The following is a 14,398-nucleotide window of genomic DNA, read 5'->3' as shown; positions in this document are numbered from 1 at the left end:
ACCGGGTGCCGCGGACGTTCCGGGTGCTGCGGACGCCCCGGGTGCTTCGGCGCCCGGGGCTTGGGGAGCTTCGGGGCGTGAAGGGCTGAGGGCGCGCGGCGGCACGGCGGCACGGCGGCCGGACATTGGGTGCCGGGTGCCGGGTGCCGGGTGCCGGGTGCGGGGCGCGGGTGCTGGGCCCCGGCCTGTGTGGGGCGCCGGGCGAGGGGGTGAGGCCCCCGCCCTCCCCGCCCGCTACCCGGCCGCGTCCTCGCCCGTCCCGTCCTCTTCCGCTGCCGCTTCCTCCGCCAGCGCCGCGTCCAAGCGCGCCCGCGCTCCGTCCAGCCAGCGGCGGCAGACCTTGGCCAGCTCCTCGCCGCGCTCCCAGAGAGCGAGGGACTCCTCCAGCGTGGTCCCGCCGGCCTCCAGGCTGCGGACGACCTCGATCAGCTCGTCCCGGGCCTGTTCGTACCCGAGCGTGGATCCGTCCGACTGCGCCGCGTCCGCCGTGCCGTCCGCCACCGTGTCGTCGTCCGTCTTCGCCTTCGCCATGGCTCCCACCCTATTCCGGGGGTGTGACATCGGGCCGTGAGCCGTTCCCGGACACCCGTACCCGGAACTCGCCCTCGGCGACCCGGGCCCGGAGTTCGTCGTCCGGCGCGACCTCGTGCGGCGACCGCACGGCCGAGCCGTCCGGCTTCTGTAGCACCGCGTAGCCACGCTCCAGGGTCGCCTTGGGGGAGAGGGCGACGACCCGCGCCAGCGTGTGCGACAGCTCCGAGTCGGCCCGGTCCAGCAGATGCCCCAGGGTGCGTCGGCCGCGCTCCAGCAGGGCTGTGACCTGGTCCTCGCGTTCCTCGACCATCCGGTGGGGCCGCTGCATGGAGGGCCTGCTCAGGGCCGCGGCCAGGCCCCGCTCCTCGCGGTCCAGACAGCCGTTGATCGCACGCAGCGCCCGCTCGCGCAACTGCTGGATGCGGGCGAACTCCTCGCCGACGTCCGGTACGACCTTCTTCGCCGCGTCCGTCGGGGTCGAGGCGCGCAGGTCGGCGACCAGGTCCAGCAGCGGCGAGTCCGGTTCGTGGCCGATCGCGGAGACGACGGGGGTACGGGCGGCGCCCACGGCCCGAACGAGCTGCTCGTCCGAGAACGGCAGCAGGTCCTCGACGCTGCCGCCGCCGCGCGCCACGATGATCACGTCGACCTCGGGGAGCGCGTCCAGCTCCTTGACCGCCTCGATCACCTGGGGCACCGCGTGCACGCCCTGCACCGGCACGTTGCGCACCTCGAAGCGGACCGCCGGCCAGCGCAGCCGGGCGTTCTCCAGGACGTCCCGCTCGGCGGCGCTGGCCCGGCCGCACACCAGGCCGATCAGTTGCGGCAGGAACGGCAGCCCCCGCTTGCGCTCCGACCGGAACAGGCCCTCGGCCGCCAGCGACTTCTTCAGTTGCTCCAGGCGCGCCAGCAGCTCGCCGACGCCCACCGGTTTGATCTCGGCGGCCCGCAGCGAGAGCTGGCCGCGCGGGGCGTACCACTCCGGCTTGGCGTGCACGACGACGCGCGCGCCCTCGCTGACCACGTCCGCGACCTTGTCGAAGACCTGGCGGTAGCACGTCACGCTCACCGAGATGTCGTACGACGGGTCGCGCAGTGTCAGGAAGACCACACCGGCGCCCGGCCGCCGGGACAGCTGGGTGATCTGCCCCTCGACCCAGACGGCCCCCAGCCGGTCGATCCACCCCCCGATGAGCCGCGACACCTCGCCGACGGGGATCGGCGCCTCCGCGGACGTCCTCACACTCATGTCACGAGCGTATAGCCCGGCACTGACAGCGCCGGGGCGCGCGGCTCCGTGCCCGTACAGACCGCCGCGGCACAGACCGCCGCGGCGTCAGCCACCCGCCACTCCGGCTCCGTCGCCGGTACGGCCGGTCGCGGCGTCAGCCACCCGCCGCTCCGGCCCTTCGGCGCCCGTACTGCACCCCCAGTACCACCAGCCCCACCACCAACCAGGCCGCTCCGACGATCTGCGCGGTCCGGGACGCCTCCACGACGACCGCGACCACCACGCCCAGCCCCAGTACCGGCACCAGCACGTGTTTGAGGACGCTCGGCCGCTCGGCCCGCTTGCGTACCCAGAACCAGCCGATCACCGAGGCGTGCAGCAGCCCGAAGGCGGTCAGCGCGCCCACGTTGACGATCGAGGACAGGTGGTCCAGCCCGTCGTCGCGGCGGGCCGCCCACACCGCCGCGACCAGCGTCACCACCGCGGCACCCAGCAGCGCCCGGCGCGGCACCCCGCTGCCCGCGTCCACCTTCGACATCGCGCCCGGCAGCCGCCGGTCCCGCGCCATCGCGAACAGCAGCCGCCCGGCCGCCGCCTGCCCAGCCAGCGCCGCGAACGCCGCCCCGACGGCCTTGCTCGCCGCCACCAGCTTTTGCAGCCACTCGCCGGCGGCCGCGTCCGCCGTCGTGTAGAAGGCGTCGCCCTGTTCGGCGGGCCGGTCCGCCAGCTCAGCCGCCGACATCGGCGCCAGCAGCGCCGCCAGGTACGTCTGTACGGCGAACAGCACCCCCGCGATGACCAGGCAGGTCAGCACCGCCCGCGCCACCCGCACCCCGCCCGACCGTCGCCCGCCGCCCTTCCCTGGACGCGCTTCCTTCGCCTCTTCCGCGAACGACGCGATCGCATCGAACCCCAGGTACGACAGCACCGCGACCGACACCGCGGCCAGCACCGCACTCGTGGAGAACGCCCCCTCGCCGGTCAGCGGCGCCGACCAGCCGCGCTGCGCCCCGTCCGTGGCCAGCACCCACACCGCCACCACCACGAACACCACCAGCACCGCCAGCTCCATCGCCAGCACCACGAACCCGGCCACCGCCGCCGTCCGTACCCCCAGGAGGTTCAGCAGCGTGGTGACGACCACCGCGAGTGCCGTCCACACCCACTGGTGCACGGACGGCACCAGCGCGTGCATGGCGATGCCGGAGAAGAGGTACGCCACCGCCGGGATCAGCAGGTAGTCGAGCATCGCCATCCACCCCGCGACGAAGCCCGCCCCGTCGCCGAGCCCGGCCCGCGCGTAGGTGAAGACCGACCCGGCCTGCGGCGCGACCCGCACCATCTGCGCGTACGAGTACGCGGTGAAGGCCATCGCGACCGTCGCCACCACGTAGACGGCGGTGATCGCGCCGTGCGACTTGGCCTGGAGCGTGCCGAAGATTCCGACGGGGGCCATCGGGGCGATGAACAGCAGCCCGTAGACGACCAGGTCGCGGAAGGACAGCGTGCGCCGGAGCCCGCCGCCGTCGGGCGGCACGGCGGCCGCACCGGCCGCCGTGGCGGTACCGGAGGAGGCGTCGCGCGACGCGTCTCCGGGGGCGGAGGGCGGCGGGCGACGGGCGGGCGGGTTCGGCTCGGACGGTGCGCTCATGACGGTCACTCCAGCAGGGGACGTACGGCCGACGATGATCGTCGGCTGTCTCCCAGCTTCGGGCAAGCCCGCGTCCCGGGCGGGGGTGACGCGCCAGGAGAGGCGGTCGGGGGAGGCAGCCGAGGAGGCGAAGGGGGTGCGTGGCGGGAGCCGGGTGGGCGCGACGGGGGAGCGTGGCGGAAACCGGAGGGGCGCGACGGGGGAGCGTGGCGGGAGCCGGAGGGGCGCGACGGAAGCCGGAGGGGCGCCCACGCCCGCGTGAAGCGGAACCCGCGCGCCCCCGTCGCGCCGCGCGCCCCGCCACGTCCCGGCGGCAGCGCGAACCCCGAAGTCGGCCCCGTACGATGGATCGTATGACTGCTGCTACGCCCAGCCCGTCGCCCGCCACCGTTCCGGACGGCGAGACCGTTCCGGACGGAGACGCCGCACCGCGCGAGGACCGCCGCCGGGTCCTGCTCGCCGCGCCCCGCGGTTATTGCGCGGGCGTGGACCGTGCCGTGATCGCCGTCGAGAAAGCCCTGGAACAGTACGGCGCGCCCGTCTACGTGCGCCACGAGATCGTCCACAACAAGTACGTCGTCAAGACCCTGGAGAAGAAGGGCGCGATCTTCGTCGAGGAGACGGCGGAGGTCCCCGAGGGCAACATCGTCATCTTCTCCGCGCACGGCGTCGCCCCGGTCGTCCACGACGAGGCCAAGCAGGGCAAGCTGGCCACCATCGACGCCACCTGCCCGCTGGTCACCAAGGTGCACAAGGAAGCCGTCCGGTACGCCAAGGAGGACTTCGACATCCTCCTGATCGGCCACGAGGGCCACGAAGAGGTCATCGGCACCAGCGGCGAGGCCCCCGAGCACATCACCCTGGTCGACGGCCCCGACGACGTGCGGAACATCGAGGTCCGCGACCCGGACAAGGTCGTCTGGCTCTCCCAGACCACCCTCTCGGTCGACGAGACCATGGAGACGGTCGACGCCATCAAGGGCCGCTACCCCAACCTCCTCTCCCCGCCCAGCGACGACATCTGCTACGCCACGCAGAACCGTCAGACCGCCGTCAAGCAGATGGGCGCCGAGGCCGACCTGGTCATCGTCGTCGGCTCCAAGAACTCCTCGAACTCCGTCCGCCTCGTCGAGGTCGCCCTCGGCGCCGGCGCCCGCGCCGCCCACCTGGTCGACGGCGCCGAGGAGATCGACGAGAGCTGGCTGGAGGGCGTGACCACGGTCGGCCTGACCTCCGGTGCCTCCGTCCCCGAGGTCCTGGTGCACGGCGTACTGGACTGGCTCGCCCAGCGCGGCTACGAGGACGTGGAGACGGTCAAGGCAGCCGAGGAGTCGATCACCTTCTCCCTGCCGAAGGAGCTCCGCCGCGACCTGCGCTCCGAGGCGAAGACCGCCGCCGAGAGCTGAGGGCTCCGGGGCGGCGCCCGGAGCCGTTCCTGCCGCCGGGCCCGGGCGGGCCGGCTGTTGAACCCGGAAGTCGAGGGGTGAACCGGCCCGTCCCCGCCTAGCCTCTAGGCATGAAGGTCTTTGGTGTGGACATCGGCGGGTCGGGCATCAAGGGCGCTCCGGTGGACCTGGAGCGCGGTGACCTGGCGGACGAGCGGTACAAGGTACTGACCCCGCATCCGGCGACCCCGGACGCGGTGGCGGACTGCGTCCAGCAGGTCGTGGACCATTTCGGCTGGTCGGGGCCGGTCGGTGCGACGTTCCCCGGCGTGGTGACCGACGGGGTCACCCGTACGGCGGCCAATGTCGACAAGGGGTGGATCGACCGGAACGCGGCCGCGCTGCTGGCGGGCCGCCTCGGCGGCGGGACCGGCGGCTGCCCGGTCACGGTCCTCAACGACGCGGACGCGGCCGGCCTGGCCGAGATGCACTTCGGCGCGGGCCGGGGCCGCGGGGGCACGGTCATCGTGCTCACCTTCGGCACCGGCATCGGCAGCGCCGTCTTCACCGACGGCAAGCTCGTGCCCAACACCGAGCTGGGCCACCTGGAACTGCACGGCCACGACGCGGAGAAGCGCGCGTCCACCAAGGTCAAGGACGACGAGGACCTGAGCTGGCAGCAGTGGGCGCACCGCGTGCAGAAATACCTGGCCCACGTGGAGATGCTCTTCTCGCCCCGGCTGTTCGTGATCGGCGGCGGTGTCAGCCGCAAGGCGGCGAAGTTCCTGCCGCTGATCGAGGGCATCCGGGCGGAGATCGTGCCCGCCCAGCTGCAGAACAGCGCGGGCATCGTGGGCGCGGCGATGGCCGCGCGGGCCGCGGGCCAGGAGGGCGCGGCGGCCCCCGCCGGCGCGGGCGCGTCAGCGGGCCCACTCTCCCCGGCCCCCGCCGCTTCTCCTTCCCCCGACCCCACTACGTCGCAGGTCGGCTGGCCGGCCGATCCCTGACCTGCCCCGCGCGCTGGGCGGTGGGCTGCCCGGACGTGCGGCCGGGGCGGTGCGGCCCCTGGCCCAGCCCCGGGCGCTGTCCCGGCCCCGGCGCCTGCTCCGCACGCCGGCGCACGCGCTCCGGCGCCGCGCCCGGCGCCTTCCCGGCGCTCTGCGCCCGGGCGGGCGCCCGGCCCGCCGCACGCGCCGCCTGCCGCCGCGCGTGCCGTTCGGCCTGCCGCCGCGCCAGGGCCGCCGCCTTGCGTACGAGAACGATCAGCGCGCAGGTCAGTGTGCCCGCGTACAGCCAGCCCGCCTGCGTCGCCAGCACGGTGAAGACGCCCATCAGCAGTCCGCCGATCCCGCCCGTGTCGTGGCTGATCGGCACCGTTCCGACGGTGTACGCGATGGGCAGTGCGACCGGCGCCGTGATCAGGTCGTACGGCCGTACCCACAGCCCGGCGCACACGCTCACCAGGATGAAGAACACCCCGTAGGCCGTCGGCGCGGCACCGAACAGCAGTCGGTCGAAGAAGGCGAAGGCGAAGAGGGCGAGGGTGCTGAGCAGACCGCACCCCAGCCCGGTGAGCCGGGGCGCGGGCAGCCGCGCGGCGGCCGCCGCCAGCGGGGCCAGCGGCCCGCTCCGGCGCGCGCGGACCCGGTAGACGGTCGAACTCTCCTCGCCGAAGCCGTCCGCCCCGGGGCCGCGTGGGGCACCTGGACCGCCCGGGGCCCGGGGTGCTCCCGGAGTGCCCGCTGCATTCAGGGCGTCCCGGGCGCCCCGGGTGCTGGAACCGTTCGTCGGCACGGCCTCCGCGGGGCGGGGGAGCCGTGCGTCCTGGCCCGCTGCCGGACGGCCGGTCCGGGGCGGACTGTGCTGGGGGCTGCGCGCTCTGTGTTGCTCCACTCGGCAACGGTAGGCCGCCAAGTGGTATCAACCGGTTACAGGACACGCGTTTTGTCTGACCTGACCGGCCCATTCGGCGTACAAATCACCCCACGGCCGTAACGCAGCGTACGCATACCCGCCCTCGCGCCTTCACGAACCACGCCCGTGACCGCTCTCCGGCCGCCTGCCCTACCCCTTCCCCCGCCCCGTAGACTGGACGACCGGTCCTCCACGGACCGTACGGGCCCTCACGAGGGCCGCCCGGGCCCCCAGCGGTCCGTACGTACCGCCCAGTCCACTCGCATCCTCTCCGGGAAGTCGCCACCGTGTCGCTCACGATCGGAATCGTCGGTCTGCCGAATGTCGGCAAGTCGACCATGTTCAACGCCCTGACCAAGAACGACGTGCTGGCGGCCAACTACCCGTTCGCCACCATCGAGCCCAACGTCGGCGTCGTCGGCGTCCCCGACACCCGCCTCGCCGAGCTGGCCAAGATCTTCGACTCCCAGAAGATCCTCCCGGCCACCGTCGACTTCGTCGACATCGCCGGCATCGTCCGCGGCGCCTCCGAGGGCGAGGGCCTGGGCAACAAGTTCCTGGCGAACATCCGCGAGTCCGACGCCATCTGCCAGGTCATCCGCGCCTTCAAGGACGAGAACGTCGTCCACGTCGACGGCAAGGTCTCGCCCAAGGACGACATCGAGACCATCAACACCGAGCTGATCCTCGCCGACCTCCAGACCATCGAGAAGGTCCTGCCGCGCCTCCAGAAGGAGTCGCGCATCAAGAAGGACGTCGCACCGAAGGTCAAGGCGGTCGAGGAGGCCAAGGCCATCCTGGAGAAGGGCGACACCCTCTTCTCGCAGGGCATCGTCCAGGGCTCCGGCAACGAGGAACTCCTCCACGACCTCCACCTCCTCACCACCAAGCCCTTCCTCTACGTCTTCAACGTCGACGAGGACGAGCTGACCGACGAGGACTTCAAGGCCGAACAGCGCGCCCTGGTCGCCCCCGCCGAGGCCATCTTCCTCAACGCCAAACTGGAAGCCGACCTCGCCGAACTCGACGAGGAGGAGGCCCTCGAACTCCTCCAGTCCGTAGGCCAGCAGGAGCCCGGTCTCGCCACCCTCGCCCACGTAGGCTTCAACACCCTCGGCCTCCAGACCTACCTCACCGCCGGCCCCAAGGAAACCCGCGCCTGGACCATCAAGAAGGGCGCCACGGCCCCCGAGGCGGCCGGCGTCATCCACACGGACTTCCAGAAGGGCTTCATCAAGGCCGAGGTCATCTCGTTCGAGGACCTGGTGGAGACGGGGTCGGTCGCCGAGGCCCGCGCCGCCGGAAAGGCGCGCATGGAGGGCAAGGATTATGTGATGCAGGACGGGGATGTGGTGGAGTTCCGCTTCAACGTGTAAGCGGATGAATAACACCACGTCGCTGACGTGGCAAACATGCAGGTCAGATGGGGTCCACTTCTCCGAAGGCGGGCCCCTAGTCTTTCCCTGTGCTGGATGAGTGCTGGATCAGCTGAGCGATCATCAGATGGTTCCCCTCTCAGGCGACACCAGGAGTGGTACGTTATTCAGTACCACTTGATGGGAGGGTCGGAGTCATGTCTATGACCGCGAGTGAAGCCCGCAAGGACCTGTTTCCGTTGATCAAAAAGGTCAACGAAAACCATGAGGCCATCGAGATCGTCTCCAAGCACGGCAACGCGGTGCTTGTCTCGGCCGAGGACTACGCGGCGCTGCGTGAGGGCTCCTACCTGTTGCGCTCGCCGGCGAACGCCCGTCGGCTGCTCAAGGCTTACGAGAACGCTCTGTCGCACATCAACGTGTCGGAACGTGCATTGATCGATCCCGAGTCGCCGGACGCGGGTGCGGGCGCCGCGTGAGGCTCGTCTTCGAGGATCAGGGCTGGGAGGACTACACGTCCTGGCTCAAGAACGACCGCAAGATGCTCGCCCGGATCAACAAGCTCATCGAAGATGTCAGGCGTGACCCTTTCACAGGCATCGGCAAGCCGGAGCCGCTGAAGTATCACCTGCCTGGTGCCTGGTCGCGACGGATCGACGAAGAACACCGCCTCGTCTATCTGGTGACGGGTGAGGAGATCGTCATCCTCGCTGCCCGGTATCACTACTGATCGGTGAGTGCCCGGTGTGCTGGGGCGTCTCTTCCCCATCATCGGGCCGAGGCCGGCGTTCGAGAAGCCCGACCGATCTCAGAGATGGCAAGGGTGTGTCCGGTCGAGGGTCTCGAAGTCGATTCTGACCTCACCCAGTGGCGCGTCGGGCTGCCCCTTGTTCGCAGGAAGCCGTACCGCCCGCGTCGCGGAGTGATATCCGCCAGCTGATCGTGTGCTTGGCGCTCGGAAGGCGGTCCGGTACCCCGTCGCCGCCTACCAGCACCTCCCCAGGGTGCCCTCGGTCGGGTGGCGGTGGGCAGATACCTTGTCCGCGCTGTCTCGGTCGCGGGCGCTGGATGTGCTGGGTGACTTCGCACCGTGCTGGATCGGTGCTGGATGAGGCCTGCGGGAACCGCGTGGGGCGGATGCGACCCATGCGATGTTGTTGGAGAAGCCGCGGGAGGTCGCTGAGGTGGTGGAGGGCTTTGTGGCGCGTGTGATGGAGCGGGGAGCCCGTACTCAGCGCGGGTAGAGCTGGAAGAGGGTGGCGGGTGTGCCGCGGTATTGGGTGCCGGAGGTGTGGAGCAGGGGTTCGAGGAAGTTGCGGGCGTAGGTGGTGGGGTCTTGGGAGGGGCCCTCCAGGCCGGTGATGTAGGTGTGGTGTTCGGCGAGGGAGGCGATGGCTCGGTCGATGCCGGGGCCGACTTCTTTCGCGTGGGTGGGGTACGGGGAGCCGGCCACCGCTACCCAGCGGACGCCGTTCCAGGGCTCGAGGCCGAGTTCGGCCGTCAGGTCGGGGAAGATCCAGCGGTTGCCCGCGTCGCCTGCCGCGTCGAGGGTGGCGCGGCCCACGACCCGGTGGTCCGGGGTGTTCCAGGCCACGCCGCCCCAGGTGTCGTGATGGTTGAGGGTGATCAGCAGCTCCGGGCGGTGCCGGCGGATGGCGGCCGACAGGTCGCGGCGCAGGGGAAGGCCGGGCTGGATGACGCCGTCGTGGTGGTCCAGGAATTCGACCGTTCGGACGCCGACGGCGGCGGCGCTCGCTCGTTGCTCCGCCTCGCGGACCGCGGCGCACTCCTCGGGGCCGAGGCCGTCGATGCCCGCTTCGCCGCGGGTGACGAGGAGGTAGGCGACCTCGCGTCCGGCGTCGGTCCACTCGGCGACGGCGGCGGCCGCGCCGTATTCGAGGTCGTCGGGGTGGGCGACGACGGCCAGGGCCCGCTGCCAGTCCTCCGGCATGGGGGAGAGGGGGGAGGCCGGGGCGGCCCCGTCGGTGCCGCCGCCGGTGGGTGTGTCGGGCACGGTGGGCTCCTTCCCGTACCGCTCGGGCGCCGGGCGCGCGTGCGGCGTGTCGTACCGACTCTCGCACGAACGGCGCGGCCGTGCCGGGCAGCCGGGTGCGCGTGTCCGTGAGTGGTCAACTTCCCTGGTCGGTAGGCCGGTTGAGCTGGGCTTCATCACATCGAGTGAATTACTGGCCCAGGCTTGCGGTCAACAACGCGCGGTTGCCACGCTGTTGCTGACTGTCAAGCTGTTGGGAGGGGCATGTGCCTTTCGGTGAGCAGCCCGCGTACCTCCGCGTCGCCGGCGACCTGCGCCAGAAGATCGTCGAAGGTGTGCTGCCCCCGCACACCCGCCTCCCCTCCCAGGCCCGCATCCGCGAGGAGTACGGCGTCTCCGACACGGTCGCCCTGGAGGCGCGCAAGGTCCTGATGGCCGAGGGGCTGGTCGAGGGCCGCTCCGGGTCGGGGACGTACGTCCGCGAGCAGCCCGTCCCGCGCCGCATCGCCCGCGCCGGCTACCGCACCGGCGTCGGCGCCACGCCCTTCCGGCAGGAGCAGGCCGACGAGCGGGTCAAGGGGACCTGGGAGTCCAGCAGCGAGCGGGAGGAGGCCGGTCCGGTCGTCGCCTCCCGGTTGCGCATCCAGGTGGGGGACCGGGTGATGCGCACGCGGTATCTCTTCCGGGCGGAGGGTGAGCCGGCCATGCTCTCGACGTCCTGGGAGCCGCTGGACATCACGGGGCGTACGCCGGTGATGCTGCCCGAGGAGGGGCCGCTGGCCGGGCGCGGGGTGGTCGAGCGGATGGCGGCCATCGACGTGATCGTGGACAACGTGGTCGAGGAGGTCGGGGCGCGCCCCGGGCTGGCGGAGGAGGCCATGGCGCTGGGCGGGGTGCCGGGCCACGCGGTGCTGGTCATCTCGCGTACGTACTTCGCGGGCGGCCGCCCCGTGGAGACGGCCGATGTCGTGACGCTCGCCGACCGCCATCGGGTGGCGTACCACTTGCCGGTGCACTGAGCCGGGTGGGGCAGGGTGTGGTGAGGCGGGCCCTTTTCCCTGCTTCGTGATGGCTGAAACCCGTTGCTACCTAGCAATTTTCCTGCCGCTACGGCCAAGATCGCACGTTGCGTACTGACGCGTAACCCGCCAGTAGCCACCCCCTAAGTAACAGTATGTCGGGATTTGGGAGGCCAATTGGTGTGTTGGAAACCTCACACACCTTCAGCCAGACCCGAGTTTTGACCCCGCTTGGGAATCCGATCTTCCAATTCGCTCTTACGATGGCGAAGTTTGTGCACGGCACGGGGGAAGATCAGGAGACCAAGCACGTTGAGCACGACGCAGACCCAGAGCGCGGAGCAGGGCTCCCACTCGAATTACCGACGGTCCCTCGGGACCATTGCCCTGACCGCCACGGGTCTTGGGTCGATCATCGGTTCCGGCTGGCTCTTCGGGGCCGAGCGGGCCGCCGCCATCGCCGGCCCGGCCGCCATCCTCGCCTGGGTCATCGGCGCGGTCGTCGCGCTCACGATCGCCCTCACGTACACCGAGCTCGGCTCGATGTTCCCCAAGGCGGGCGGCATGGTCCGCTACGGCCAGTACTCGCACGGTTCGCTCGCCGGCTACCTCGCCGCCTGGGCCAACTGGATCGCGATCGTCTCCGTCATACCCGGGGAGGCGACCGCCTCCGTCCAGTACATGAGTTCCTGGAGCTTCGGGTGGACCCAGGGGCTGTACGACGGCAAGGAGCTGACCGGCAGCGGTGTCGCGCTGGCCAGCCTCCTGCTGATCTTCTACTTCTTCCTGAACTGGTTCGCGATCTCGCTCTTCGCGAAGACCAACACCGCGATCACGGTCTTCAAAGTCGTCGTCCCGATCCTGACCGCGAGCGCCCTGATGCTGGCGCACTTCGACACCGGCAACATCAAGGACCACGGCGGCTTCACGCCGAACGGCTGGAGCGCGGTCTTCACCGCCGTCGCCGTCTCCGGCATCGTCTGGGCCTACAACGGCTTCCAGTCGCCGCTGAACATGGCCGGCGAGGCCCGTAACCCGGGCAAGTCGCTGCCCAAGGCCGTCATCTACTCGATCCTGATCGCGCTCGTCATCTACGTCGCGCTGCAGGTCGCCTTCCTGATGGCGGTCCCCGGCGGCAAGCTGGAGTCCGTCGGCGGCTGGGCCCACCTCGGCTACAACTCGCCGCTGGCCGACCTCGCCGTCGCCTGGGGCCTGAACTGGCTGGCGCTGCTGCTGTACGCGGACGCGTTCGTCTCCCCGTCCGGTACGGGCATGATCTACGCGGCCACCACCTCGCGCATGATCCACGGCGTGCAGGAGAACGGTCACCTGCCGAAGATCTTCGGCCGGGTCGACAAGAAGACCGGGGTGCCGCGTCCGGCGCTGGTGCTGAACCTGTTCATCGCCTTCCTCTTCCTCGCCGTATTCCGCGGCTGGGGCTCGCTCGCCGAGATCGTCTCGGTGGCCACCGTGATCTCGTACATCACCGGGCCGGTCGCGGTGATGTCGCTGCGCCGTCTCTCGCCCGACATCAAGCGGCCGGTGAAGCTGCGGATCATGCCGGTCATCGCGCCCGTCGCGATGGTCTTCGGCTCGCTGGTCCTGTACTGGGGCCGCTGGCCGCTCACCGGCAAGGTCATCCTGATCATGGCGGTCGGTCTGCCGGTCTGGGCCTGGTACGAGCTGCGCAAGCCGTGGGCCGAGCTGAAGCCGCACCTGAAGGCGGGCGCCTGGATGGTGGCGTACCTGCTGGTCATGGCGTGTGTCTCGTACATGGGCGGCGAGGAGTTCGGCGGCAAGGGCTACCTGCCGCCGGGCTGGGACATCGTCGTGGTCGCCGTGATCGGTCTGCTCTTCTACGTGTGGGGTGTCCGCAGCTCCTGGCGCAACCCGTCGCTGGTCGAGGCCGAGGCGGAGTCGCTGGCGGCGGCCGAGGCCGAGGCCGCCGAGGAGCGGGCCGCGGCCGACAGCAACGCCGGTGACGCGTCCGGCGTGAAGTCGGAGGCGGGCAAGGCGTAGCGCCTCTGGGGCGGGGCGTCGCCCTTATCGGGTGGGGCGCACGCCCCCCGGGGCGCGGCGCCGTCCCTCTCGGGCACGACGTGACGCCCTGTCGGGCACGGAATTCGGCGGGCGCCGTCGGTGGCAGGAGCCGCCGGCGGCGCCCGTTCGTGTGTGCGCCCGGGGCGTCCGCGGGGCGGCCCGTACGTCCCTTGCGCGCTGTTCGATGGCCGGTTCGGTACCTCTTTGTGCAAAGCCGTATCCGGTGCGTGAAGGTCGGGCGTAGGCTCGGGCATATGCGGAATGCGGTTTCGGCATCAGTGCAGGAGGGGCGCGCGACGGCGCGCTGGACGGCGGACGGAGGGGCGCGATGACCGACAGTGGAGCGGTGCTGCCCTGGCTCGTCATTCGCCAGGACGAGGGCGGCAACCGTTATCGCGTCGGCCGCTACGCCACCCGCGCGGAAGCGGAGCAGGTGGCCGACCGGCTCGACACCCGCAGGAACGGGCGGCTGTACGTCGTGGAGCGGGTGGGGCACGCCGCCACCTGAGACGAGGGAGCGACAGCGCGGGACGTAGGCTGCCGCGCATGACGGACGTGCGTGTGGTGGTGGGTGGAGCGGTGCTCGACGGGGGAAGGCTGCTGGCGGCGCGGCGCAGTGCCCCGATCGCGCTGGCCGGCCGCTGGGAGCTGCCCGGCGGCAAGGTCGAGCCCGGTGAGACGCCCGAGGAGGCGCTGGTCCGCGAGCTGCGCGAGGAGCTGGGGATCGAGGTCGAGCCGCTGGGCCGGATTCCGGGGGAGTGGGCGCCGCGTCCCGGTCTCGTCCTGCGGGTGTGGACGGCCCGGCTGGTGTCCGGGGAGCCCCGGCCCCTCCAGGATCACGACGAGCTGCGCTGGCTGACGCCGGGCCAGGAGGGCGAGGTCGACTGGCTGGACCAGGACCGCCCGGCGGTCGCCGAGGTGATGCGCCGCCTCGGGGCCGCGGAGGTGTCGGGGGCCTTGTATCCGTCCGGCGCCCCGTACGCCCCGTGACGAGGCCGCAGCTCCGCACATCCCGGGAGCCGCACAGGTCCGTGCGAGCTTGGTAGGACCTGGGGACCCCACAGGCCCTGGCGGCCTCATGGGCCGTGAAAACCTCATGGGCCCCGTACCGTGTCCGGCGCCCGAGCTGTCCCGTACCGCCCCGCCCCGCCCCGTACCGCTCCGCCTCGTACCGTCCCGCTCCGCCCCGCCCCGCCCCGCGCTGACCGGTCATCTTGTCACCTCACCGTTCCCCCGTACGGGACGATCATCGGAT

General features: G+C 71.4%; 14 protein-coding genes. 9 read left to right on the top strand and 5 right to left on the bottom strand.

Features of this window, described 5'->3' with window-relative positions:
• Positions 1–234: 234 nt before the first annotated feature.
• The 3 genes from AB0A97_RS10265 to AB0A97_RS10255 form a co-directional block, all read right to left on the bottom strand.
• A complete protein-coding gene (locus AB0A97_RS10265) occupies positions 235–531 on the bottom strand; it encodes an exodeoxyribonuclease VII small subunit (RefSeq protein ID WP_361147168.1) in 297 nt (98 codons plus the stop codon).
• Positions 532–541: 10 nt separating this feature from the next.
• Complete coding sequence (gene xseA / locus AB0A97_RS10260) at positions 542–1,783, bottom strand: exodeoxyribonuclease VII large subunit (RefSeq protein WP_361147165.1); 1,242 nt, start codon at positions 1,781–1,783, stop codon at positions 542–544.
• Positions 1,784–1,919: 136 nt separating this feature from the next.
• Positions 1,920–3,416 carry an APC family permease gene (locus AB0A97_RS10255; RefSeq protein ID WP_361147163.1) on the bottom strand — a complete coding sequence of 499 codons (1,497 nt, stop codon included), beginning with the start codon at positions 3,414–3,416 and terminating at the stop codon, positions 1,920–1,922.
• Positions 3,417–3,760: 344 nt separating this feature from the next.
• On the opposite strand from AB0A97_RS10255, the gene AB0A97_RS10250 reads away from it, so the two are divergent.
• On the top strand, positions 3,761–4,822 hold the full coding sequence (locus tag AB0A97_RS10250; protein ID WP_361147160.1) for a 4-hydroxy-3-methylbut-2-enyl diphosphate reductase: 1,062 nt from the start codon (positions 3,761–3,763) through the stop codon (positions 4,820–4,822).
• 110 nt (positions 4,823–4,932) lie between these two features.
• Positions 4,933–5,808, top strand: a complete 876-nt coding sequence (gene ppgK / locus AB0A97_RS10245; protein WP_361147157.1) for a polyphosphate--glucose phosphotransferase — start codon at positions 4,933–4,935, stop codon at positions 5,806–5,808.
• On the opposite strand, the gene AB0A97_RS10240 is transcribed toward ppgK, so the two are convergent.
• The gene (locus AB0A97_RS10240) at positions 5,774–6,694 is read right to left on the bottom strand and encodes a DUF6542 domain-containing protein (RefSeq protein WP_361147154.1); all 921 of its coding nucleotides are present in this window, start codon (positions 6,692–6,694) and stop codon (positions 5,774–5,776) included. The two genes, ppgK and AB0A97_RS10240, sit on opposite strands and share 35 nt — an antisense overlap.
• A 308-nt stretch (positions 6,695–7,002) precedes the next feature.
• On the opposite strand from AB0A97_RS10240, the gene ychF reads away from it, so the two are divergent.
• The 3 genes from ychF (at position 7,003) to AB0A97_RS10225 (ending at position 8,821) form a co-directional block, all read left to right on the top strand.
• Entirely contained in the window at positions 7,003–8,091 is a 1,089-nt protein-coding gene (gene ychF / locus AB0A97_RS10235; protein WP_361147151.1) for a redox-regulated ATPase YchF, read from the top strand.
• A 197-nt stretch (positions 8,092–8,288) separates the two neighbouring features.
• On the top strand, positions 8,289–8,570 hold the full coding sequence (locus AB0A97_RS10230; RefSeq protein WP_361147148.1) for a type II toxin-antitoxin system prevent-host-death family antitoxin: 282 nt from the start codon (positions 8,289–8,291) through the stop codon (positions 8,568–8,570).
• Positions 8,567–8,821 carry a Txe/YoeB family addiction module toxin gene (locus AB0A97_RS10225; protein WP_176163822.1) on the top strand — a complete coding sequence of 85 codons (255 nt, stop codon included), beginning with the start codon at positions 8,567–8,569 and terminating at the stop codon, positions 8,819–8,821. Before AB0A97_RS10230 ends, AB0A97_RS10225 begins: the two co-directional genes overlap by 4 nt.
• Before the next feature lie 501 nt (positions 8,822–9,322).
• Here the strand turns inward: AB0A97_RS10225 and AB0A97_RS10220 are convergent.
• Positions 9,323–10,042 (bottom strand): PIG-L deacetylase family protein, encoded by a 720-nt coding sequence (locus AB0A97_RS10220; protein WP_361147413.1) that lies wholly within the window; start codon positions 10,040–10,042, stop codon positions 9,323–9,325.
• 308 nt (positions 10,043–10,350) lie between these two features.
• Here AB0A97_RS10220 and AB0A97_RS10215 point away from each other — a divergent pair, with 308 nt between their 5' ends.
• From AB0A97_RS10215 to AB0A97_RS10200, 4 genes are all read left to right on the top strand, one after another.
• Positions 10,351–11,103, top strand: coding sequence for a GntR family transcriptional regulator (locus tag AB0A97_RS10215; RefSeq protein WP_030020234.1), 753 nt, complete (start codon positions 10,351–10,353; stop codon positions 11,101–11,103).
• A gap of 312 nt (positions 11,104–11,415) precedes the next feature.
• Positions 11,416–13,122: an APC family permease gene (locus tag AB0A97_RS10210; protein WP_361147144.1), complete on the top strand. Its 1,707-nt coding sequence runs from the start codon at positions 11,416–11,418 to the stop codon at positions 13,120–13,122.
• 349 nt (positions 13,123–13,471) lie between these two features.
• Positions 13,472–13,651 (top strand): SPOR domain-containing protein, encoded by a 180-nt coding sequence (locus AB0A97_RS10205; RefSeq protein ID WP_030020236.1) that lies wholly within the window; start codon positions 13,472–13,474, stop codon positions 13,649–13,651.
• A 38-nt stretch (positions 13,652–13,689) separates the two neighbouring features.
• The gene (locus tag AB0A97_RS10200; protein ID WP_361147141.1) at positions 13,690–14,133 is read left to right on the top strand and encodes a (deoxy)nucleoside triphosphate pyrophosphohydrolase; all 444 of its coding nucleotides are present in this window, start codon (positions 13,690–13,692) and stop codon (positions 14,131–14,133) included.
• Positions 14,134–14,398: the final 265 nt, after the last annotated feature.

It is taken from the genome of Streptomyces sp. NPDC045470, from assembly GCF_040646595.1.
Lineage (GTDB): Bacteria > Actinomycetota > Actinomycetes > Streptomycetales > Streptomycetaceae > Streptomyces.
This window is presented reverse-complemented; position numbering and strand designations above follow the sequence as displayed.

Bases quoted from the DNA above. Each gene is read 5' to 3' on its own strand.
- AB0A97_RS10265 (WP_361147168.1), bottom strand. From the start codon at position 531: ATGGCGAAGGCGAAGACGGACGACGACACGGTGGCGGACGGCACGGCG.
- xseA (WP_361147165.1), bottom strand. From the start codon at position 1,783: ATGAGTGTGAGGACGTCCGCGGAGGCGCCGATCCCCGTCGGCGAGGTG.
- AB0A97_RS10255 (WP_361147163.1), bottom strand. From the start codon at position 3,416: ATGAGCGCACCGTCCGAGCCGAACCCGCCCGCCCGTCGCCCGCCGCCC.
- AB0A97_RS10250 (WP_361147160.1), top strand. From the start codon at position 3,761: ATGGATCGTATGACTGCTGCTACGCCCAGCCCGTCGCCCGCCACCGTT.
- ppgK (WP_361147157.1), top strand. From the start codon at position 4,933: ATGAAGGTCTTTGGTGTGGACATCGGCGGGTCGGGCATCAAGGGCGCT.
- AB0A97_RS10230 (WP_361147148.1), top strand. From the start codon at position 8,289: ATGTCTATGACCGCGAGTGAAGCCCGCAAGGACCTGTTTCCGTTGATC.
- AB0A97_RS10220 (WP_361147413.1), bottom strand. From the start codon at position 10,042: ATGCCGGAGGACTGGCAGCGGGCCCTGGCCGTCGTCGCCCACCCCGAC.
- AB0A97_RS10205 (WP_030020236.1), top strand. From the start codon at position 13,472: ATGACCGACAGTGGAGCGGTGCTGCCCTGGCTCGTCATTCGCCAGGAC.
- AB0A97_RS10200 (WP_361147141.1), top strand. From the start codon at position 13,690: ATGACGGACGTGCGTGTGGTGGTGGGTGGAGCGGTGCTCGACGGGGGA.